Origin of the sequence: Streptosporangium sp. 'caverna', from assembly GCF_003203775.1 — a bacterium.
In the GTDB taxonomy this organism is placed as follows: domain Bacteria; phylum Actinomycetota; class Actinomycetes; order Streptosporangiales; family Streptosporangiaceae; genus Streptosporangium; species Streptosporangium subroseum.
Map to the genome: position 1 here is coordinate 2288676 of NZ_CP029711.1, position 22418 is coordinate 2311093.

A 22418-nucleotide genomic window follows, 5' to 3' on the forward strand; every position below is an offset into this window, starting at 1 on the left:
ACGACGGTGGACCTGGAGATCATCGACCCGTGCGCCCGGGCAGAGCGGTACGGAGCCACCGGCCGGCCCGGCGCGTCGGCCGAGCGTCACGATCGGGCCGAGGCCGCTCGCAGGGCGGACACCAGCAGGTGGCCCGGGTACTCGCGCAGCCGAGGGTAGGCGCTTCTGTGGTAGCAGCTCCAATAGCTGATCACCCGTTGCCCTGTCGTCGTCAGAAAGTTCGGGTTGTCGGCGAGGAATCGCCCGTAGGCGGCATGGACGGCGGAGCCGGGCCGGTTGAGATCCTCAAGCGCGCGGTGGATGTCCGACACGATCTCCACGACGTACTCTCTCTCCGCCTTACGGCGCAGCGCGAACGCCGCCATCTCCGCCAGTCGGGCTTCCCTGCTGGTCTCCAGGATGTCCAGCGCGCGGAGCAGGGCGGCCTCGTCCGTCCGCACCTGCCCGGCGCGGCTGGTGATGTGGTTCCAGGTCGCGTTGAACCCAAGGGGTTTGTAGTGCCCGACCGCGCATCTGAGGGAGGTGTAGCGCCGGCCGTACGGGAGAGCCTGATCGCGAACTCGGCGCGCGTAGGTGCCGAAGCTCACGGTGTCGCCTGGAGGGCGCGATGGGAGTCCATGAGGGCGAATCCGAACGGGTTCACCGGAGGGACGGCGCGGCCGTTGGAGGCGGTCAGGCCGCTGTCCCGGAGGAGCCGTCGATTCGCCCGCTCGGCGACGACTGCCTTTCCGGCGGAGCGGAGCAGCTTCATGATCTCAGACACCGTCACACACTGACATGTCGGGATACGAGCGGATCACTGGATATCGCAGCTCGTCCCCGGCGGCATTTACGCTGGAACGATGAAGATCGTCATAGGACCGACGGCGCTCATCGTCAAAGTGCCGGAGGCGGAGCCGGTGGTCGGTCGTTGGCGTGAGCGCTTCGATCCCTTCGCCGCCCGGGGTGTGCCCGCGCACGTGACGGTGCTGTACCCGTTCCTGGACAACGGCCGGATCGATGATCGACTTCTGGGCGAACTGCGTGAGCTGTTCGCCGCGCAGGCCTCGTTCGAGGTGCGGTTCGATCGTTGTGGGCGCTTTCCCGAAGTGCTGTATCTCGCTCCCGAGCCGGAGGCCTGGGGGGAGGGGGAGTCCGCGCCGAGATGGAGTCACTCCTGGGAGAGGCGGGCGAGGAGCCGGGGGACGGCGACGCCGATGGGGTCGCGGATCACCTCGGTGGCCAGCTCGTCGTAGGGGGTGGGATCGGCGTTGACGATGACCAGGCGAGCGCCGGACTCCACCGCGATCCGGGCCAGCGAGGCCGCCGGCTGCACCTGCAGCGACGTGCCGATCACGACGAACACCTCACACTGTTCGGCCGCCTGGATCGCCCGGGTCGTGGTCTCGGCGGAGAGCGCTTCGCCGAACATGACGGTGGTGGTCTTGAGGATCGCGCCACAGTCCAGGCAGGCGGGATCGGGGTCGCCCGCGTCGATCCGGTCCATGGCCTCCCGCAGGGTCGATCGGGCGGCGCAGCCGGTGCAGACGACGCCGAACATGTTGCCGTGCAGCTCCAGCACCCGTCCGGGATCGGATCCGGCCTTCTGATGGAGGCCGTCGACGTTCTGCGTGATGAGCCGGTCGAGCTTCCCGGCCTTCTCCAGCTCGACCAGCGCCAGGTGGGCGGGGTTGGGTTCGGCGCTCCAGGCGGGGCTGTCGCGGCGGAACAGCCAGGAGCGGCGGCGGATGTCCGGGTCGTCCAGGTAGTAGTCGATGCTGACGAGCTTCTGGTAGTCCGGATCGGCGCGCCACAGCCCGCTCGGTCCGCGATAGTCGGGGATGCCGGACTCGGTGGAGATTCCCGCGCCGGTCATGACGGTGATCGCGTTCATCGTGAACTCCTTCTGAGGACTGATCGTCGCCGACGTCGACCGCGCTGACGGGCTCGCCGGAGAACGGTCGACGCCCGGCACGGCCATCCCGGGTGGCATCATGATCAGCGGATACTACGCCGCAGGTGCCCTTGCCGTCCTGAAGGAACGATCACCTCGTACGGTGTGGACCGAGGTCGGGCCGTGTGGGAGGCCAAGGACGCCACGCTCGGAGACCTGAGGGCTCCCGGCCGAGTTGATGCCCATACAGTGAGTGTCGTGGATCGAGTAGAAGTCGCGGTGCGCAGGCCGCAGGGTCCGGATGAGCAACTCCGCGTGGGGACGGTGCTTTCACGCACCGGGACCCTCGCCAGAGTTCAGTGGAACGACAATGGAGCAGTAGAGGAGAACGTACGTCTCGGCGGTGAGAACCTGCTGGCCGTCGCCGGCACCCGGCGGCATCAGTTCCTGATGGACCTGCCCGCCCTCATCGAGCGGTTCGCCTCCGATCCTGTCGCAGTGGTTGTGGAACTCCTTCGCGAGAGCTCGAAAGGGCTCAAGGCCCAGGCCATCAAGGAACTCCTCATCGAGCTCGGCCTGGAGCCGGCGGCAGTGGACCGGGCATGGAGGGGCGTGCAGGCGAAACTGGCCAAGCGTGACGACGTGCGCTTCAGGGCGAACACGTACAGATGGGTGTGGCCGCGTCCGGCTGAGGATGTGATCGACTCTCCGGACCCTTCCACCGAAGTCGAAACGACGGCTCTTCCGGTCGACGTCGAAGCGACGGACACTCCGGTTTCCGAGGCTCCTCAGGCCGACGTCGAAACGACGGCCGCTCCGGTCGACGTCGAAGCGACGGACACTCCGGTTCCCGAGGCTCCTCAGGCCGAAGCGACGGCCGCTCCGGTTTCTGAGGTTTCTCCGGTGGCTCCCACGGTTTTCTCCACAGCTCCCGATGCGGTTCCGGAGATTCCTGCGGCTCCTCCGGCCGAAGCCGGCGCGAAGGTGACCGGGACGGAGACATCCGCACCGATTCGGAAGTCCTCTTCGCCGGTGGCGGGCGTAGCCGAGACGGCAGAAGACCGGAAGCCCTCCTCGCGGGCGGCCGACGTGGCCGAGGCGGCAGAAGAGCGGGCACGGGTGCTCGCCGAGCGTTGCGAACGCCTCGAACGGGATCTGCAGAGCGCGAACGACAGGGCGATCAGGCTCCGCACGACCCAGGAGCGCCGGCTCCGGATCGATGTCGTCCGCGCGCTCGCCGGTCTCGCAGCCGAGATCGAGGAGATGGTGACCGGCAGGGCCACCCCGGAGACCATCGTTGAGCGAGTACGGAGCCTCGCCGCGGGACAGGCGCTGCACCCCATCGGCACGGTGGGCGAGGAGCCCGGTTTCGACCCCGCGCTGCACGAACCTCTGGCCGGCGCGCCGGAGCCCGGAACGCCGGTGAGCGTCATCCGTCCCGGATACCTCTGGACCACTCCGGAAGAGATCATCCTTCACAGGGCGCTGGTCGAGCAGGTGCGAGCGTAGTCGGTTGAGCGCGAGGCGGAGCCCCGACCCGGGTACGACCGGTGCCCCGGGCCGGGCGGTCGATGAGCGGATGCTGACCCGGGTGCGGGCGCTGCTGGCGAAGGCCGAGTCGACGGAGTTCGAGGCCGAGGCCGAGACGTTCACGGCCGCGGCCCAGTCGCTGATGGCCCGGCACAGCATCGACGCCGCGATGCTGGCCGCGCAGTCGGGCGGCCGGTCCGGCGCCGAGGAGCCGCAGGAGCGCCGGTTGAGCATCGACGCGCCGTACGAGGTGCCCAAGCTGATGCTGCTGAACGCGGTCGCCTCGGCCAACCGCTGCCGTTCGATCTGGCACAAAAAGCTGGGATTCGCCACGGTGCTGGGCTTCCCGCCCGACCTGCACGCGGTGGAGGTGCTGTTCACCTCTCTGCTGGTACAGGCGGTCACCGCGATGACCCGTGCCGGTTTCCGCCGGGACCACTCGGGCCGTTCGCATACCCGTTCGTTCCGGCAGTCGTTTCTGGCCGCCTACGCCCAGCGGATCGGGGAGCGACTGCTCGACGCCACCGGTGAGGCGGTCCAGCAGGCGTCCGCCGAGACGGGCAGGGACCTGCTGCCGGTGCTGGCGGCGAGGAACCAGGCGGTCGACGCCAAGGTCGAGCAGCTCTTCCCCAAGCTGGGCACGTTCGGCCCGAGCGCGATCAACAACCGTGAGGGCTGGATCGCCGGCCTGGTCGCGGCCGACCAGGCCGTGCTGGACACCCGTCCGAAGATCCCTGAGGGAAGCTCCTGACCGCCTTGCAGGAAGACATGCCGACCGGCCCGGCTCGTCACCGCGTCGCCGTACGCCTCGCCCGCCGTACGGCTCACCCGAGCCGTACGGCAGGCCGCGGGCTCAGGACGGCCGGCGGGCGGGGAGCATGTCGTCGTCGGGGATGGACGACGGCGACGGCGTGTTCCTCGCGGTCGGCGGGACGTCGGCCACCCCGGCCCAGCGCCGCAGGGTCGCCGTCGCCGCCTGACGGTCGGTCTCGGTCAGACCGGCGATGCTCGCTCCGTGGTTGGCGCCCGGCGCGACGTACAGATAGGAGTCTTTCCTGCTGGGCGTGAACCGCTCCGCGCTCCACGGGTCGTTCGCGCCGTAGACGAACATCATCGTGCTCGACTGCCTGTGCACCCAGTGGTCCACGTCCAGCATCGGCAACGCTCTGTGCGCGGAGCGCAGCTCGGCGGGCAGGACCGAGTTGGGCTGGTAGAGACCGGGATAGCGGGTCAGGCCGCGCAGGTGCTTGAACTTCAGCTCGGGCCAGCCGAGCTGGTTGGCCGCCTGGTAGTAGTACGGCGCGTAGTACTCCATGCCCTGGTCGGTGTAGAACAGGAAGCCCGCGACGGAGTCGATCCAGTTGTAGATCTCGTCGTCGGAGGCCGTGGCGGGCGGCACGGTCGCGCAGTCGGGCGCGCTGGAGTACTGCCAGAACGCCCACACCGTGTCGAGCACCGTCATCTCGAACGACCGGTCGGCGGTGCCCAGCGTCCGGGTGAAGGTCTGCTGGTTCAGCGCGGCGGCCGCCTCCAGCTTGGGCACCAGCCGCTTGCGGCGCTTGAGCGCCTCCTTCTGCACATTCTCCAGCGAGGTACGGCAGGCGGCGTCGCCGACCTTCTCGAAGAACGTGTCGTAGGCGCCGTCGGAGGGGTTGACCCGGTCGTTCGGCGCGACGTAGGCCACCACGCCGTCCACGTCGCCGGGGTAGAAGCGCCGGTGGTAGACCGAGGTCATGCCGCCCTTGCTCGCGCCCGTCTGGATCCATTTGCCGGAGTAGACCGTCTTGAGCGCCTGGACGATGCGGTGCTCGTCACTGGCCTCCTGCCAGATGTCGAGCTTGCTCCAGTTCGCTGGGTCAGGCCGGGACGAGCGGAAGAACCGGTGCTCGACCGAGACCTGGTTGCCGTCGAGCAGCCGCGTCGGCTCGGTCCGGGAGGCGGTCGGGTTCACGGCCAGGCCGTACCCACCGGTGAAGAGCACCACCGGCGCGTCTTCGGAGCGGTGCAGCAGGGTGAGCCGCTGCTGGTACGTCCCCCGGCGGGGGTCGCGGTGGTCCACCGGCTGGGTGAGGCTGAGGTTGAAGAACCGGTAGCCGGTCGGCTGGGTCTCGGAGACCACGCTCAGGCCGGGGATGGCCTTGAGCCGGGCCAGCAGGGTGTCCTCGGCTGTTATGACGGCCGGAGCGGCCGGTTGCGTCTGCGCCGAGGCGGGCAGGGCGACGGACCCGGCGGTGAGCAGCGAGAGGATGAGGGCGGGGAGCACCCGAGATCGCACGATCATGTCTCCTGGGGGGTGGTGGTCGGTCACCGGAGATCACGAGGTCAGGTCAGGGGAGATGGGTCTCATGCTCCGGTGACTACCGAGAAATAAAGAGATGATCGTTACCTTAGTAACATTTGTCGCGTTTTAGGAGATGTTCGCGGAGATCGGATCAGGCGGGAACGCCGTCCTCGCACGGCCGGTTGGCTGAGCGCGTCGGAGGCGGCCGAGGTCGGCACGCAGGCCGCCCACGCCACGTTCGCGCCGGTCATGGCAGTGATCATCGTGCTCATCGGGCTGGCTTCTCCCGACCAGCAACCGGCGGGCGCGGAACGGACCCGCCTCATCGGCGCCTCCGAACAGACCACGCCAGCCGGCGCCTCTGGCGTCCCGATCAGTGTTCAGCGGCCTCGGGATCCGAGAGGATCCTCAGCCGGGTCTCGCGCTGCCATTTGATTTTCACATCGAAGTGCCCTTCGGTGCCGGTCTTGGCGATCACGGCTCCGGCCGACGCGCTCAGCTTGATGCCGAATTGAATCTCGACCTCGTCCGGCGGAGTGGCCATCGTCCGGAACTGCTGCAGAGCACTCGACGCGGCGTCGCGGACATTGACCAGGGCATTTTCAAAGGAAATTTTCGCTTGGGCGAAACCATCTCCTCTTCGAGAAAGACGCTCCACGCCCGGCTCCGGGTCCAATTCGACGAGGACAGAGCCCCCCTCGTCGTCGAGGTCGAAACGCACCCACTCTGTCATGCGACGGCTCCAATCTCATCCATGAAAATCATTCAGTGCATGAAAGTTCGCGCAGTTCCTCCTGCTCCTGCGCGGTCGGATTCGACTGGACCTGAACTTTATCCAGGTCCGTAAGCAGGGTGGAGAGTCGCGTTGGATCTGGATTGCTCAGATATTCCAGGACGGCGCCACTGAACGCGTCGCGCACGGCTGGAGCCATGAGATCCGACGCGTCCATGCAGACCGTGGCCGCCGAGCCCAGGACTTCAGCGATGCGTCGGCCGATGCGGTCGTCGGGGTGATGGGCGTCGACCGATACCTTTCGGTGCACTGAGAAGGCGCCGCCATCTCGTCTGCCAGGCCAGTTCCGTTGCGCTTCCTCGCTCGCCAGGAATTTGATCAGTTCCTGGGCCTCCGGTGTGTTGTTGAACATTCCGGCCAGGTCGGCGGAGACCGCCACCGGCTGGCGGGCCGGATCACCGCCGTTCTGGCCGAATGACGGAAACGGGAAGAAGTCGAAGTTCTTTTCCGACGCGGGAAGCTTCTTGCCCGCCTCGGGTGCCCCGTCATCGGTGTTGCCCACCGACCGGTAGGTGTCGGTGATGAACGAGGCCTGATGCTCTAGGAAGCAGCCGGGCGGGTCGGTGAACATCGCACGGCCCGCATCGGTGAAGTCGGTCAGCAACGCGGCCATCCGGCCTTCGTGGACGAAGCCCGGCGTGGACACGACCTCTCCCCAGGTCTTCCATGCGTTTTCCACCTCGGGGGATGTCCACGCCAGCAGGCCCGCGGCCCACCGCCGATACGTCTCGGGGCTGGTCTGGTGCAGCAGGATGTCCTCGATCCAGTCCGTTCCCGGCCAGCCGGACGAGCGCGTTGCGCGCATTCCCATACACCAGGGGGCCTGGTTCTGATCGGCGATCGCGCGGCTGCGGATGAGAAGTTCCCCCCAGCTTCGAGGTGCCGGCGCGCTGAACCGTGATGGGTTGTACCAGATGATGCTCTTGAGACTGACCTTGATTGGAATGGTGTAGATCTCGCCGTTCAGCGGCAGCAGCCATGGACGGCTGTACTCGTGTTGAAGTGCCGAAGGAATCACCTTGCTCAGCGGGGCGAGGTCGCCGCTGCGCGCATATCGTGCCAGGTCACCGGTGCTCGACAGGATCGCGATGTGGGGAGGGGTTCCTCGTTGCAGGTTGGACTGCAGGGCCTCGTCCAGCGCGCGGGTCCCGGTGTACTCGTAGCGGATGCCGGTCTTCTCGGTGAAGGCGTCGAGCACCTTCTCGAAGTTGTCGCCCTCGGTCCCGGTCCAGGTCGCCAGTACGGACACGGTTCGATCCCGGGACAGCGGCGAGCATCCGATGACGGCGGTGAGCACCGAGAGTCCGATGAGACCGGCGGTGACTGCGCGGAACATTGATCGTGTCATCGTGGCTCGTACCTGTATTCGTTGATACGCGGATGGATGCCGCTCCAGATCAGCGCGCCGATGATGACGGACAGGAGCGGGATCAGGAACGCTAGGCCCGAATACTCCGCCGCGTCCGTCGTCCGCTCGATGGCCTGCTTGCTGCTCTCGGCCACCTCGAACGGGGCGGGCGCGTCCGCGGCTCCGGGATCGCCCTGCGAAGCGGTGAGCGCCTGCCGGGCGGTGAGGCCGCACCGGTCAAGGTTTGTGCCGCACTCAATTGACAGCAACTGCGCCAACTGCGTGTTGCCGGCCCGATATTCCGTACCCGTCTCGGCCTGTCTGGCCGCGACCACCGAAAGCACTTTCTCGTGGGCGTCGTCGAGCCGGTTCTTAGAGACATGGGCTAGCGAGGTCATCGATGCCAGGCCGACCACGAGTACGGTGGCCGCCAGCAGCAACACGTTCAAGGTCCGGCGGAAACGTCGTCGCAGGAAGAGCTGTGTCGCGCCGAGCAGGACCAGCACCAGGAGAAGGGAGACAGCCCAGCTGATCGTGGCCGCCGGCATCATCCAGGTGGACGGAAACCGCTGTTTCAGCCATGCGTACTGCTGCTCCCGAAAGCCGTTGAGCACATCGAGGATGCCGCCGTCCTCATGCAGGAGGTGGGAGGCATACCAGAGGTACGTCGCACCGAGGGCACGGTCCCCGCGCTGGTAGTGCTCCCCAGCCTGTTCGACCATGTCCGTGTAGACCACGAGCAACCCCTGGGCCAGCTGTAGCCCGTCGGTCTCCTCGGCATCGTCGGCCGCGTTGTCCTCGGCGGCCTGCGCCAGATTCAGGCCGGCGATCTGGATCTGTTTCTTGTACTCCAGCTCGGCCGGGAGCGTCGTGGTCTCCGAGCTGTTGGGGGAGATGGTGATGGCGGCTCGATCTGCGGCGGCCAGTGCCCGCTGCGCGTTCGAGATTTCCAGGATCGCGGGCATCGCCGTGGAGCCCGCGGCGGTCACGGTCTGATGCACCCCCTGAAACAACCAGAGGGAGGTGGCAAGCAGCGCGACCATTGTGATCATCAGCCCGGCCCGCAGCCGTCCCAGGGTTCTGCGTGTCGTGCTTGTGGGCATTGCGGTCGTAGGCGCTCCCGGCGGGGACGCGGCCAGGACGGACGACGTCGCCGGAGGCCGCGGCGACGGGGGGAGCGAGCTCATTGATCCTCCAGCTCGCTGCCGCATGCCTCGCAGCGCCTGTCGCCGGCGAGTGCGACGCGACCGCAGTCCGGGTTCGGGCAGCGGCGGCCCTTGGCCACCGGCCGCTCATCCGGCTTCGGGTGAGGGCGCGGGGTGTGCGGGTCGTGGCTCAGCGTCGAGAACCGCGAGCTGAGCGCCACCCCCATCAGGTCCCGGCGTTCGATGACCTCCTTGAGACGCACCTCTCCCCGGACGGCGTCGACGATGTGAACGAGGTGGGACAACCGCTCCAGGTTCTTCGTGTTGTTCAGCTCCGTCGCGAGCCTGACGGCGCGACCCCACGCCTGTTCGGCCTCATTGAGGTCACCGGATTCATAGGCCTGGCATCCGGCGTTGACCGCTTCCCTGAGCTCCACGTGCTCGGTGTAGTGACCGACCTTCGGGTGGATCCGGGAAGACCGGACCGGGTCGTCGGTCCAGTGAATGAGAATCGGAGTCCCCCTGCCGGGCACCTCCACCTCGGGCGCTCCGGCCCCGTCCCCGTCGACCTCCAGATCCACCCGTGCCAGCCGCAGATCCCGGCCGCTCTCGCGGCCGGTCGGGTCGATGGTGAAACAGACATGGTATTCACGGCTTTCCTCGCCCCACGGACCCGTGACGAACTCCGCCGTCCTGTCGCCGGTCCTCTCGAGATACTCGGTGAGGTCGGCCTCCACCGGAAAGACCTGCTTGACGAAACGGATGTCGGCGCCGGGCAGGAGCTGGAACCTGACGCGCAGGTCGGGAACGACCTTGCGCATGGCGGCCCGCGTCATTTCCTGGAAGTCGGCCACCAGGTCGGAGTCCTCGCGTGCGGCGTCGGCCGTACCGCGCAGTTTGGCGACGATGCGGAGCAGTTCGTTCGATGCCCAGCCGTCCCCGATACCGCGGGCATCGCAGTAGAAGAGCCCTTCGCAGGCGTCGAGTTCGGCGTCGAGCTGGGCTCTGGACTCGCTCTGGTTCTGGCCGTCGGTCAACAGGATCACATGTCTGATCGCGGCCGGCTGGGTGGTGAAGATCTCCCGGGCGAGGCTCAGCCAGGTGCTCATCGCCGTGCCCCCGTGGTCGGTGAGTTGCCGTACGGCGGTTTTCGCCGCGGCCCTGCCCTCCCGCGTCGCGACGGCCAGCCGGGGCCGTGCCGGATACACCATCCTGGCCTCGTGCGTACCGGCCACGATGGCGAAGAGCGCCCCATCCCGTAGCGTGTCGATCGCCGCGATGCTCGCCCGCCGCGCTGCGGCGATCTTCGTGCTCGGCATGCCCATCGAGCCGGAGGAATCCACGAGGATGACCTCGGCCACCGTGGGTTCGAAGCCGTCGAGGTGCTGCGCGTTGACCGTGAGAATGGCGTGCATCTCATCGACCGCGGCCTGAAGGTACTTGTTCTGGCCCACATCTAGGGTGAAAGCGGGTCGGGTCCCCATCCGTGCCTTCTCTCCTTCGTGACTCCGTCGGCCGATTTCCGTCGGTCCACGTCCTGCATCGCTGTCCGGTGCCGGACACGCGGGTCGAAAAGATCCACAACGAATCTGCCGGCGGAGCCCTTCATCGCAGCGTTTCCGGGCGAACGGTGTTGGCGAGATCGATCAGCGCGTCATGATCGGCGGCGTGGCCCGCCTGCCGGGCGAGCCTGCGGAACGAGGCCTCGAGGAGCAGGCGCTGGTGCGTCTCGTCGGCCGGGTCGGCCAGGATCGGCGCACCGTGCCCGTGCGTTCGCCCGGCCATGGGCGCGCCCACCGGGCTTCCCGGCTCCAGCAGCCAGTCCAGTGCCGCTTCCTGGACGACGGCCGTCAACCGGGCGCGGGCGTCACCGTCCCGATCACCGTCGTCCAGATAGAGGGTCCGTAGCCGGCTGATCACCTGGTCGAGGTCGGCGGCGGTGGGCAGACGGGTGGCCGCGGGACCGGCCTGGAGCCGTCCGGAGTGAATCCGGACCGCGGCGATCCTGGCCGCGTCGAAATGCCGTGAGACCTGGGGCACCTGATCGAGGACCTTCACCGCCTCGATCCGGTCCCCGGCGGCCAGACGGATGCGTGCGAGCCCGAAGGCCGCGCTCACCTGCGAGCGATCACGCCGCCATATCGCCTGGTAGTAGCGTTCGGCCTGATCCGGCCGGCCGAGGTACTCGGCGCAGAAACCCAGCGCCAGCTTCGGCGCGTCCTCGCTCGGCAATGTCGTGTAAACGATGTCGAACTCGCGGACGGCACTGGGCCCGGCCTGGGTGTCGCGCTTGCGTACGGCGTTGGGCGCGACCCTGACGTCGCGTTCGCGGACGGCGTCGGGCCCGGCTTCGACGGCGGCGATCTGGTTCTTCGCGAGCGCGAGGAGCCCGCGGTGCCAGGCCGCCCGCCAGTTGCACGGTGCGGAACGGCCGAGGATCTCCTCGGCCCTGGCCAGATACTGCTCGGCGCGGTCGATCTCGGCCAGTTCGAGGTGGGCTCGGCACATGAAGAACTGCGCCTCGGCCGACCGCTCCTGAACGGCCCCGAGCTTGTCGATGAGCCGGCCGGGGTCGCCCGCGCTGACGTTCGCCAGAAAGTCGGCCGCAGGATCGGCCGGATCCACCCGCGGCGTCGGCAGCCGGACGGCGACCGCGGGAGGGGCCGGCATGCTGGGATCCAGCAGGCTCGTACGGCCGGCGGGGTGGGTCCAGCGCTCCAGCGGCGGCACCGCTCCGAGTCCGGCGTCGAGCAGCGCCGCGGTCGGCGCGAAGACCGTGGAGGGTTCGGGGCGCGGATGCCCGTCCCGCAGCGAGAGGATCTCCCGCAGCACGCCTCGCAGCTGCTCCGACATCTCCGCCGCGGACGAGAAGCGCTCGTCGAAAGGCCCGGTCGCTCGCCTCAGGAGGCGCTGGAACGAATCGATGCCCAGGCCCGTCAGGTCGTTCCCGGCCGCGGCAAGCTCGGGGCCGGGGCGGAACAGTTCCCGCAGGGTGTGGCCCACCGTGTGAAGATCGGACCGTACGGTCAGTCCATGCGCCCTGATCTCCTCCCAGGAAACCTGGAATCCCTGGGTGGAGACGATCGGAGCGTCGGTGTCCCCGATCCAGCGCACCGCACCGAGGTCGATCAGCTTGATCTGCTTCCTGGTGTGGATGACATTGTCCGGCTTCATGTCGCAGTAGAGCAAGCCGTGGCGGCCCGACTTCGCGTCCGTCAGATCGTGCAGGTATTCGAAGGCCGAGAGGATCTGCAGGCCGTAGGCGATCACCTGCTCGACGGGCAGTTTCTGGCCGGCGGCGATCGTGTGCAGCGGCTGCCCGCCGACGTACTCCATCACGATGTAGTCGGTCTCTTCGCCGGGCAGCGGACCGGGATGGGTGACGAAGTTGAAGATACGGACGATGTTGGGGTGATGGATGGTGGTGAGGAACTCCCGCTCACGTGCCGCCAGCTGTGCCCCGACCTCGTCGTTGGAGTTGATCAATCCTTTGAGCGCGACGTAGAGCCCGCCCAGGTTGGTGTCCCTGGCGAGATAGACCCAGCCGAAACCGCCGTGGGCCAGGCAGCCGATCACCTCGTACTGACCGACCATCTCACCGGGTCGCAACTTCGGCTTGAAGGAGTACGGGGTGCCGCAGATCGGGCAGAAACCCTGGGAAAGGGCCGGCTGGCCGAAGTGGCCGCCTCCGATGGTCCCGGTGCACCCCTCCTTCCCGCAGGGACGTCCGTGCGCGGGTGGTCTCGGGTCTGGATCGATGCGGCTCTGCGGGTCCTCCGGCGGGAGTTCGGGCAGCGAGACCAGCTCACTGGTCATGCTGGACACCGAGTGCACCCGGGCCAGGCTCTCGCCGGTGGGCCGTTGCGGAGATCCCGGCTCCGCCCCGCCCGGTACGCCGGGCGGGGCGGAGAGCCTCGGATCCGCGTGCGAATCCGAGGTGTCCTCGTGGCCGCAGGTGTCGCAGTAGCCGGTGTCGTCGACGGTTCCGTCGCAGCCGGGGCGCTTACAGGGCTTCACTCCCCGGCCTCCCCGGATCTGTTCGCGCGCCTACGCCTGATCGCCGCTTCGTACCGTCTGACCATCACCTCGGATTCCCTCAGGTCGCACGGCAGTTCGTCCCACAACAACCGGTGAGCCTCGTCGTAAAGCCGGCCGAGCTCGATGTCCTCGGCCAGACCCGCGCCGGCGGCCATCGCCTTGTCCACCTCCGATCGCCCGCGCAGTTCGTCCCTTCGGTCCAGCGACGCCTCGAGCATCCGGCCGAACTCCTCAATCCGCGCCGATGCACGGTCCTGGGCGCGCATCAGATCGCGAAGTTCTCGTACGGTCCAGCCGTCCTCGGGCGCGGAGCCCGGAGGCCGCAGCAGGCGCAGCCGGTACGAGGCCGCGAGGTCGGGCGGATCCGGCACACCGGCGACACGCGGGGCGACCTCCTGCCAGCGCTTCACGACCCGCCTCTCGGCGGTTTCAAGATCGGCAATCTTGTCCGCCAGTTCGTCAAGGAGCAGCCGGACGCACTCGCGCTCGTCGGTCGCCACCTCCGACTCCAGCGACCGGGCCCGGTCGAGGGCCGGAGAGGAGTCGCGACGGAACACCAGGAGCAGGCGCGATCCCTGTTCGGCGAGAGGTCGTAGCAGGTGATCGACCAGGGAGATCGGGTCTTTGGCGTCGTCGATGCCGTACACGATGATGGTCATGGGCGGGACGCCGTCGCGTATCCGGTCCGTCGCGCCGCCGGACGATCCGAGCCGGATGCCCAGCCGGTCGAGGGTGCGCCGGGAGATCTCTTCCTCCGTCTTGTTCGACGCGTCGATGGCCAGATCGAGGCCGGCGGCCGGGGAGACGGTCCCCGGCGGCGCGGCGGCCAGCACCTCGTCAGGGGGACGCTGTTCCCGATCGGACGACACGATGACGCTTCGCAGCGTCTCCGACCGTGCCGAGTCACGGCTGCCGGCAGTGATCACGCGTACGTTGCTCGGTGCGGCGAGCCAGCCGGTCACCTGCTGGCCGAATTCGACATCCGGAACCCGCGGATTGAACCTCCGCGCCGTCTCCCGATCGACCGCGGTATGTCCACGCGCCCATCCGCCGACCGAGGGCAGGTATCGCACAATGGTCTCAACCGGGATCATGTAGGCGATGTCCGCCGGCTCGCCGGTGTATCTTCCGACCACCATGCCCACCACATGGCTGTTGCCGATGTCGAGGACGGCCGCGCCGCTGAATCCCCTCGCCGGCCGGCCGGGACTCCAGTCGTTCATCTGTACCCATTCGCCGCGGGGACCGCAGTTTCCGGCAAGCCTCATGAAAGCTCCGAGGCCATCCGCGTGACCACTCGGGAATCCCTGTGCGTATACCTCGCCTCCCAGGAGAATCGCCCGCCTGTAAAGCGGGGCGTCATAACCACCGGATTGGGCCTTGGCCAGCTTGAGCAGGGTGACGTCCCCCTCGCCTCTCTCCCTGCTCGGGACCCAGCAGCCATCCTCGACCCGGCCCGTCGTCGTCGCCTCGGGGCGGGTGATGAATTCCACGATGACAGCGATATCAGGCTGCTCCTGGCCGGAGCCGACAACATGGGCGCAGGTCAGCACGTGCTGGGTCCCCACCAGCATTCCGGCGCCCAGGATCTGCTCGGTGGCGGCATCCCGGATGCGCACGTGCCATGGGTACGGAATGCTGCCGGCGTCAGTCGAGCGCATCACGATTGACCTCGGTCGATCGATGAGAGCAATCCCCGGCTTCTCGGAAACGATCAGATTGACAACCTGTCCGGTATCTCATTTCGAGGCCAACGGTAATCCACCGCGTTCGATCCGTAAAGGAATTACAGATTAGGCGCTCAAGCATTCCGTTGTCATTCGTAACGACCGATCCGGGTGTATGCGAGGTCCATCCGGTAAACGGTGCGACTCGATTTCATTTGGTTCTATCGAAGAGGTTGCGGACCAGGGTTCCGGCAGTTATCGTTTATCTGTTTTGCCGATATGGCCCTCACGTATCGTGATGGTTGAATCTCCTGGCCGCCTCGGCTCTTGGCCTCCGCACCCGTTTGTACGGGTGATGTGCGAATCGAGATGAATCCCCGACCTGCCGAGGCCCTGGGCCGTGGGCGGGACCCACCCGTCATCCCGAGCACTTCGAAAGGCGAGGGCAACGTCTGCGAAGTCGCTGTATGCCGCAAGCCTCTCCTGCCTGAGTCGCCTCCGGGCCCGCCCCGCCGGCATAGATGGTTTACGTCTATAAATGGTTGGCCGCCTGTTTCACGCCATGTGGAGGTCGAAAATGACCAACCAGGAGATCGATCCCCGCACGCCGGTCCTCGTGGGGGTCGGGCAGGCCTCGGAGCGGGTCGACGAGGTCGGCTACCGGCGTCTGTCACCCGTCGAGCTGGCCGCCGAGGCGGCCGGAGCGGCCATCGCCGACACGGGCGCCGACCCCGCCGCGGTGGCCGCGGCCGTCGACGTCGTCGCGGGCGTGCGCCAGTTTGAGATCTCCGTTCCGGGCGTGCCCTCCCCGCTGGGCAGATCCGACAACTACCCGAGATCGGTGGCCAACCGGGTGGGCGCGAACCCGGCCCGCGTGATCCTCGAGGTGACGGGCGGTCAGGGGCCGCAGCACCTGGTGAACGAGTTCGCCGCCGCCATCGCGGCCGGATCCGCCGAGGTCGTGCTCCTCTTCGGTTCGGAGGCCATCTCCACCGTCCGGCATCTCGCGAACGCCGACGACCGGCCGGACTTCGGCGAGACCGTCGGCGGAGATCTGGAGGACCGCGGCTACGGCCTCGAAGGTCTCGTCTCCCGGTTTCAGGCAGCCCACGGCCTGGCCGGCGCGCCGAGCCAGTACGCCCTGTTCGACAACGCCCGGCGCGCGCGGCTCAAGCAGACCAGGCAGGAGTACGCGGACGCAATGGGCGCGCTGTTCGCGCCCTTCACCCGAGTGGCCGCCGCCAACCCGCACGCCGCCGCCCCGGTCGAGCGCTCCGCGCGGGAGCTCGTCACCCCGACCGAGAGGAACCGGGTCATCGCCGATCCCTACACCCGGTACGTCGTGGCGCGGGAGAAGGTCAACCAGGGCGCGGCCGTGCTGCTCATGTCGGCCGACGCCGCCCGGCGGCTCGGTGTTGCCGAGGACCGGTGGGTGTTCCTGCACGGCCATGCCGACCTGCGCGAACGCGACCTGCTGGACCGCGTCGACCTCAGCGCGAGCCCCGCCTCGATCATGGCCGTCAGGCACGCCCTCGACGTGGCGGGGATCGGCGTCCACGACCTCCACACCATCGACCTCTACAGTTGCTTCCCGATCGCGGTGTCCAACATCTGCGACGGGCTCGGCCTGACCGCCGACGACCCGCGCGGGCTGACGGTCACCGGCGGGCTGCCCTTCTTCGGCGGCGCGGGCAACAACTACTCGATGCACGCCATCGCAGAAACCGTCCAGCGCCTGCGCGCCGAGCCCGGCACGTACGGGCTGGTCGGCGCGAACGGCGGGTCGCTGAGCAAATACTCCGCCGGCGTCTACTCCACCACCCCCGCCGAATGGCACGCCGATGACAGCGTCGCGTTGCAGGCCGAGGTCGACTCCTGGCCGGGCGTCGACGTGGCCGTGGAGGCCGACGGCTGGGGCACGATCGAGACCTTCACCGTCAAACACGGCCGTCGCGGGCGCACCGGCATCGTGGTCGGACGGCTGGAGGCCGACGGCCGCCGGTTCCTCGCGAAAACCGAGGACGGCGACGAGGAGATGCTCGGCCTGCTCAGCGTGGACGAGCCGATCGGCCGCCGCGTCCACGTCCGCTCCCTCGACGCCGGCAACCGCGTCACCACCACCCGTACGCGGATGGACGAGCTCTTCCCGCCCCGTCCGGCCGTACCGCGCGACGACGAGCAGAGCTCTTCCACCTGATCAGAGCGGTAGGCATCGCGGACAACGGGCGAACCCAGCCGAATCATTGAGCCGGTCGCCGGTCGCCGGTCGCTGGTCGCCGTTTGCCGTTCGCCACAGGATCTGGTCCGCGCCCGCTTCACCCTGACCGTGAATATGAGAGCCGCACCCGCCACCATGCAGGTCACTGTGGGAAACCACCTCTGCGACCCTCGGGCCGGGCATTGAGAATTGCACCCGGCGGAGTGGCCATCGTTCAAGAAAGCGCTGCCACAGGTCAGGACACTGTGACCATCGAACGGTTCCGATGTGTGTCAGCGCCCCGCCCGGTTCGCGAGCACCGCCAGACCGATGCGGTTCTGGCAGCCGGTCTTGTTCATCACGCTGGCGACGTGACTCTTGACCGTGGTGATGCCGATGTACAGCCGCTCCGCGATCTCCCTGTTCGACAGCCCCTCGGCGACGAGTGCGAGCACCTCATGCTCGCGCTCGGTGAGCGACGACGGCAGCGCGGGAACCACGGGCGGCGCCCGGTGGCCGGAGGCGGCCTGGTCCACCAGTCGCCGCAACGGCGACTGGCTGAACATCCTCTCTCCTCGCGCCGCCCCGCGGATCGCGTTCAGCAGGTCACCCGGTGGGGTGTCCTTCGTGACGAAGCCCACCGCACCCGCGGCCAGCACCGGGTAGAGGTGATCGTCGTCGTCGAACGTGGTGACGGCCAGCACCTGGGTGGCGGGGCGGGCGGCGACGATCCGCCGGGTGGCGACGATGCCGTCGATCCCCGGCATCCGCAGGTCCATCAGCACCACGTCGGGCATGAGCCGCGCGGCGAGTCGTACCGCCTCCTCGCCGTTCGCGGCATCGCCCACCACCTCCAGGTCCGGCTCGGACTCGCACAGCATCCGCAGGCCCAGCCTGACCAGCTGCTGATCATCGGCGATGAGTACGCGGATCACGGCAGCACCGCCGACATCCGCCAGCCACGCTCGGTCGGTCCGGCGTCGAAACGCCCGCCGAGCAGGCTGACCCGCTCGTGCATGCCGATCAGTCCGTAACCGGTTCCGCGCGCGGGTTCCCCCGTGCCGTCGTTGGATATGTCCATCCGTACCGCTCCGTCCTCGGCCAGGCTGACGCACAGCCTGACGCGGGCCGTGGGGCCCGCGTGCTTGACCACGTTGGCCAGTCCCTCCTGGGCGAGCCGGAGCACGGCCAGGCCGCGCACGGTGTCGAGCTCGGCGACCGCCGGATCGACGTCGGCGCTGACGTCGAGCCCGTTGCCACGCCCGTGCTCGACCACGGCGTCGAGCGCGGCGGGCAACCCTTCGGGCTCCACGATCGACGCCGGCTCCCTCCCCGGGGCGCGCAGCACCTCCACCAGGGTGCGCATGTCGGCGAGGGCCGCACTGCTGGTCGCGTGCAGGTCGTCGAGGAGCTCGTCCACCCGTGAGTCCTTCGCGGGCAGCACATGCTTGGCCACGCCCACCCGCAGCACCATGGACGACATGTGATGGGCGACCAGGTCGTGCAGCTCCCGCGAGATGGCGGTGCGCTCGGCCAGCCGGGCCTCCCGCACCCGCGCCTCGCCGCGCTCCCGCTCCCGGTCGGCGACCTGCAGGCCGAGCCGGACGTAGGCGGCCAGCAGCAGCGGCACACCGACCACCACGGAGATGCGGAACAGGACCGACGGCAACTGCTGGGGGAGCTCGTCGAACAGGTTGACGCACACGACCATGCCCAGCGTCGCGGCGCCCGCCGCCACCTGCCTGCCCGGACGCCGTATGGCCAGATCGAACAGCAGCACGCAGGCGAGCACCTTCATCGCCGGCACGGCTGCGAAGCCGTACAGGTCGGCGACGGCCAGCAGCCCCGTCTGGACCAGCAGCGAACCGAACGGCGACCAACGGCCGAGCATGCTCAGCGCGAGGGCACCCAGCGCGAGGGCCCAGTCTCGGGCGTTCACGCCGGGCTCGAAGAACAGCAACTGCCCGATCAGGCAGAAGAGCAGCACCAGCGTGCGGGTCAGAACGCGACCGGGCTCGAAGGCCCGTTCGATCCATCTCACGATCCCATCGTAGGTCGGCGGGGCCGACACGGCCTCCTGCGCCGGGAGGAGGCCGCATCCTCCCAGCGGTCGCCGACCGCGGCCCGCAGCATGAGGCGGCCGACGCGTGGCGCGACGAAGCTTGACCGAGGTGGACGGTGACGCGCGAAGCCGTCCGCAGGTGGTGACGTGCGGAGTCGTCTATCGGCGGTGATGCGCGGAGTCGTCTGCAGGTGGTGACGCGCGGAGTTGCCTACGGGTGGTGAGGCGCGGAGTCGTCCGGAGGTGGTGACGTGCGGAGCCGTCCATGGGCTGTGACGCGCGAAGCCGTTTGCAGGTGGTGACGCGCGGAGTCGCCATGCGGGAACCGATGACGCGACGGACGTCCGTCACGGGATGACCAGGAAAGGGCTGCGCCAGTGACCGTAAACGATCGTGGGCGGGATTCCGTCCCTCAGAACGAGGACCTCCTGTCCGCTGGCGATGAGACGACACCGCCGAGCACACCGCGCGGGAACGGTGCCGGGCGATCCGGTCGCCGGGTGTTCATCGGGCTCGCCGCCGCCGCTGCCGGTGCGGCGGGGCTCGGCGGCGCGCTGACGCTTCCGCCGTACTTCACCTCCCCCTCCACGAGTCCGCCGCCCGCGGCGCCTCCGCGGGGCCGATTCGACGGCAAGGTCGTCCTGGTCACCGGGGCCACGTCGGGCATCGGAGAGGCCGCGGTCAAGGCGTTCGCGGCCGAGGGAGCGAAGGTCGGCTTCTGCGGCCGGCGCGTCGAACTCGGACGCCGGGTCGAGCAGGAGATCCGCCGATCCGGCGGCGTCGCGCGCTACATCAGGGCCGACGTGCGTGATCCGAAACAGCTTCAGCGGTTCGTGGACGAGACGGTCGGTGCCTTCGGCCGGCTGGATGTGGCGTTCAACAACGCCGGGATCACCAAGACCGCGCCGGTCCACGAGATGACGCTGGAACAGTGGGCCGATGTGCAGGACACCAACGCGCGCGGGGTCTTCCTCGCCATCAAGTACGAGGTGCCGCACATGCTCAAGGCAGGACACGGCGTGATCATCTGTACCGCGTCGGAGTCACGGCGGCCGGGCGGTGTCGCGTACACCGCGAGCAAGCAGGCGATCAAGGGCATCGTGGACGCCGCCTCCATGGACTACGGCCCGAAGGGAATCCGGGTCAACGCGATCGCACCGGGTACGACCGACACCGCGCTGGCTCGACCGCAGGGCATTCCGGACGCCATCTGGGAGGCGTTCAAGCGGGCCTGGGGGCCGCGGAACGTATCCGGGCTCCAGCGAATGGCCACGCCCCAGGAGATCGCCCGAGCGGTGGTCTCGCTGGCGACCGACGAGTTCTCCTACATGGCCGGCTCGACCGTGCTGGTCGGGGGCGGCCCACTGGGCGGCGGTGCGATGAACATGCCCCCGGGATTCCCGTCGGCTCGCTGATTCACCGAGGACGGCCTGGCTTACTCGTTGAGTGCCCATAAAAGAAGTGGGATAAGTCGGGATGATCTGAAGAGAGACGCACAAGGCGGCAAGATCGCAGGTTGCGGTGATCGCCGCGGGCCTGTGGAGGTGGCCGCGAGCGCGGAGTCTTACAGCGCGGGAACTCCCAGCTCAGCCTGCGATGGAGATGGCGAAGAGCTGGCCGGTGGCGGCCTTGACGAGTTCGGCTCTTTCGGTGGCAGGGTCGATGATGGCCACGTCAGCGGTCCAGTCGAGACCGACCACGAGCCGGGTTCCGCTGAACGTGATCCCGTCCTGGATCGCGTTCCTGAGGTAGTCACCGGAGATACGGCGGTCCTTGGCCGGGTCCTTGGGGGACAGGAAGAGCAGGGTCGGATCATTGTGGTCGCTCCACAGGACGGCGACCTGTCCGTCGGTTGAGGCAGCCAGGGCGCCGTCCCACGCTGTGGCCGGGATCGTAACCGTGCGGGTGGGATTGAGGTCGAAGTCGTAGAACTGGAGTAAGCTGCAACCTTCCGCGAGGGCGGCCGGCCCGGCATGAGGGACGTACGCCAGGCTCCTGCCGAAGCCGCCGCAAGGCTTGCCGTCCTTGTCCTTGGGTAGCGGAAGCCGTACTCCGGTGAGTTTTGCGGCCGTCACTTCGTGAAGGACGGTGACCGCGCCGAAAGGCTCGTCCAGGCTGTCGTTGTCCTGGCGGCCGGGTCCGTCCTGATATTCGTCGGTGGCGCCGATCATGAGGCCCACGCCGCCGCGTGCGAGGGGGCCGAGGGCCAGGTGCCCGCCGAAGTGGTCGTTGGGTTCCGAGGTGCCGGGCACGCCGCTGGTCTCCTGCGTGATTCGACGGATGACCGAGCCCTTCCTGGCCAGGTAGACGGCTCCGCCGGGCTGCTCGTTCGGTGCGCCGATCGCGATCAGGTCGCCGTAGGCGGTGACGGAGTCGCCGAAGTTCGCGTCCTCTTCCGGTCTGAGGGAGACGAGCTTTCCGGGTGGGGCGGCGGCTCCGCCGTACAGGATGTAGACCGCGCCGGCTTGGGTCTTCCCCGCGACCGTGTGGCCCGGCGCGCCAACGATCACGTCGATGCAGTCGTCGTCGTTGACCTTGGCCATGGTTACCGACCAGCCGAAGCCCTTGGACCTGTTCCCGGGAGGGGTGGGGATAGTGATGACCTTGTCCGCCGACAGGACGTGTACACGGCCGACGGGGCCCACATAGCCGATGGCGATGTCGTCACGCCCGTCGCCGTCGAAGTCGCGTGCGCTCGCCTTGGCACAGTCGGTCTTCGCGGGCCGGGTGACGGCGATGGTGGGCCGGGTGACGGCGACTGCCGGTCGGGAGGCGGTCGCTGCGGGTTGAGTGGCCGGGGCCGCGCTGGGTGCGGGTTTCGATGGCGTCGCCGAGCAGGCCGTCAAGGTGCAGATCAGCAGTGCAGCGGTGGCTTCAGCCCGCAATCGGATCACCTCGGCGATAGGCGGTCGGGGCTTTGGTCAGCTTAGTTCTATTTGATCAGCTTGGTTCTACCGGTGGATGAATCGACGACGGCCACGTTGCCGTACGGCCCGCCGATCGAACCGAGCACGATCCGGTCGCCACTGAAGGTCACTCCGAAGCTCCCTGGTAACTCCTTGCCGGATGTCGGCGGCCCCAGTGCCACTCGTCCTGACCGGACGGAGCCTGCGCGAGCTCGCCCGCGACCTCGACCTCGAACGTCTGACCTTGGTTCCTGGGCTCGTTATCCCTACGGAGTTCCGCTATGGCTCCGGCCTGACCAGGTTCCCCAAGCGCATGCACAAGGGGAGGACGCCGAGTCACTATGGATACCTGATCCGCTGCGCAGATATCAGCGCCTACTGTCGCCTGCTGGAGCGGTTAGCGGAAGAACATCCCGGAGCCATGTGATCGGCTTCCAAGGTCAGAGCTGCAGTCTCCTCAAAGCTCGCTTGATTGGATGTAACCACCCGGATCATCAAGAAGCTTGTTGAGCAGGGGTTGAATCCTCGGTGTGCCGAGGATTTCCAAGAAGGCGATCGAAGAGCTGAGGAGCGGCCTG

The 22418-nt window shown here is 68.1% G+C and carries 18 protein-coding genes; 5 read left to right on the forward strand and 13 right to left on the reverse strand.

The genetic code is table 11. The features are described from left to right. Positions 1-86 precede the first annotated feature (86 nt). Entirely contained in the window at positions 87-587 is a 501-nt protein-coding gene (locus DKM19_RS10115) for a hypothetical protein (protein WP_110695469.1), read from the reverse strand. Then, on the reverse strand, positions 584-763 hold the full coding sequence (locus DKM19_RS49365; RefSeq protein WP_162641394.1) for a hypothetical protein: 180 nt from the start codon (positions 761-763) through the stop codon (positions 584-586). Before DKM19_RS49365 ends, DKM19_RS10115 begins: the two co-directional genes overlap by 4 nt. Before the next feature lie 79 nt (positions 764-842). Here DKM19_RS49365 and DKM19_RS10120 point away from each other — a divergent pair, with 79 nt between their 5' ends. Continuing rightward, a complete protein-coding gene (locus DKM19_RS10120; protein WP_110695470.1) occupies positions 843-1235 on the forward strand; it encodes a 2'-5' RNA ligase family protein in 393 nt (130 codons plus the stop codon). Here DKM19_RS10120 and DKM19_RS10125 read toward each other — a convergent pair. After that, positions 1151-1873, reverse strand: coding sequence for a Sir2 family NAD-dependent protein deacetylase (locus DKM19_RS10125; RefSeq protein ID WP_110705617.1), 723 nt, complete (start codon positions 1871-1873; stop codon positions 1151-1153). The genes DKM19_RS10120 and DKM19_RS10125 overlap by 85 nt on opposite strands. Before the next feature lie 258 nt (positions 1874-2131). Here DKM19_RS10125 and DKM19_RS10130 point away from each other — a divergent pair, with 258 nt between their 5' ends. Together DKM19_RS10130 and DKM19_RS10135 are read left to right on the forward strand one after the other, a co-directional pair. Next, entirely contained in the window at positions 2132-3382 is a 1251-nt protein-coding gene (locus tag DKM19_RS10130; RefSeq protein WP_162641396.1) for a hypothetical protein, read from the forward strand. A 4-nt stretch (positions 3383-3386) separates the two neighbouring features. Then, on the forward strand, positions 3387-4154 hold the full coding sequence (locus tag DKM19_RS10135) for a DUF2786 domain-containing protein (RefSeq protein ID WP_204358735.1): 768 nt from the start codon (positions 3387-3389) through the stop codon (positions 4152-4154). 102 nt (positions 4155-4256) lie between these two features. Here DKM19_RS10135 and DKM19_RS10140 read toward each other — a convergent pair whose 3' ends face one another. The 7 genes from DKM19_RS10140 to DKM19_RS10170 all read right to left on the reverse strand — a co-directional run bounded on the left by DKM19_RS10140 (position 4257) and on the right by DKM19_RS10170 (position 14669). Then, a complete protein-coding gene (locus tag DKM19_RS10140) occupies positions 4257-5684 on the reverse strand; it encodes a S28 family serine protease (RefSeq protein ID WP_110695473.1) in 1428 nt (475 codons plus the stop codon). Between the two features lie 373 nt (positions 5685-6057). Next, positions 6058-6417 (reverse strand): CU044_2847 family protein, encoded by a 360-nt coding sequence (locus DKM19_RS10145; RefSeq protein WP_110695474.1) that lies wholly within the window; start codon positions 6415-6417, stop codon positions 6058-6060. Positions 6418-6445: 28 nt separating this feature from the next. Continuing rightward, positions 6446-7813 (reverse strand): ABC transporter substrate-binding protein, encoded by a 1368-nt coding sequence (locus tag DKM19_RS10150; RefSeq protein ID WP_110695475.1) that lies wholly within the window; start codon positions 7811-7813, stop codon positions 6446-6448. 8 nt (positions 7814-7821) lie between these two features. Continuing rightward, positions 7822-8868, reverse strand: coding sequence for a hypothetical protein (locus DKM19_RS10155; protein ID WP_110695476.1), 1047 nt, complete (start codon positions 8866-8868; stop codon positions 7822-7824). 140 nt (positions 8869-9008) lie between these two features. Then, positions 9009-10454, reverse strand: coding sequence for a vWA domain-containing protein (locus tag DKM19_RS10160; RefSeq protein WP_110695477.1), 1446 nt, complete (start codon positions 10452-10454; stop codon positions 9009-9011). 121 nt (positions 10455-10575) lie between these two features. Then, positions 10576-12987, reverse strand: coding sequence for a serine/threonine-protein kinase (locus DKM19_RS10165; protein ID WP_110695478.1), 2412 nt, complete (start codon positions 12985-12987; stop codon positions 10576-10578). Next, positions 12984-14669: a serine protease gene (locus tag DKM19_RS10170; protein ID WP_110695479.1), complete on the reverse strand. Its 1686-nt coding sequence runs from the start codon at positions 14667-14669 to the stop codon at positions 12984-12986. Before DKM19_RS10170 ends, DKM19_RS10165 begins: the two co-directional genes overlap by 4 nt. Positions 14670-15252: 583 nt before the next feature. On the opposite strand from DKM19_RS10170, the gene DKM19_RS10175 reads away from it, so the two are divergent. Next, the gene (locus DKM19_RS10175; RefSeq protein ID WP_110695480.1) at positions 15253-16872 is read left to right on the forward strand and encodes an acetyl-CoA acetyltransferase; all 1620 of its coding nucleotides are present in this window, start codon (positions 15253-15255) and stop codon (positions 16870-16872) included. 293 nt (positions 16873-17165) lie between these two features. Here DKM19_RS10175 and DKM19_RS10180 read toward each other — a convergent pair whose 3' ends face one another. Together DKM19_RS10180 and DKM19_RS10185 are read right to left on the reverse strand one after the other, a co-directional pair. After that, entirely contained in the window at positions 17166-17807 is a 642-nt protein-coding gene (locus DKM19_RS10180; RefSeq protein ID WP_110695481.1) for a response regulator transcription factor, read from the reverse strand. Then, entirely contained in the window at positions 17804-18913 is a 1110-nt protein-coding gene (locus DKM19_RS10185; protein WP_162641397.1) for a sensor histidine kinase, read from the reverse strand. The genes DKM19_RS10180 and DKM19_RS10185 overlap by 4 nt, the downstream gene beginning before the upstream one ends. A gap of 521 nt (positions 18914-19434) precedes the next feature. Here DKM19_RS10185 and DKM19_RS10190 point away from each other — a divergent pair. Next, complete coding sequence (locus tag DKM19_RS10190) at positions 19435-20349, forward strand: SDR family NAD(P)-dependent oxidoreductase (RefSeq protein ID WP_204358736.1); 915 nt, start codon at positions 19435-19437, stop codon at positions 20347-20349. Between the two features lie 171 nt (positions 20350-20520). Here DKM19_RS10190 and DKM19_RS10195 read toward each other — a convergent pair whose 3' ends face one another. After that, positions 20521-21819, reverse strand: a complete 1299-nt coding sequence (locus tag DKM19_RS10195; protein ID WP_162641398.1) for an integrin alpha — start codon at positions 21817-21819, stop codon at positions 20521-20523. Positions 21820-22418 lie beyond the last annotated feature (599 nt).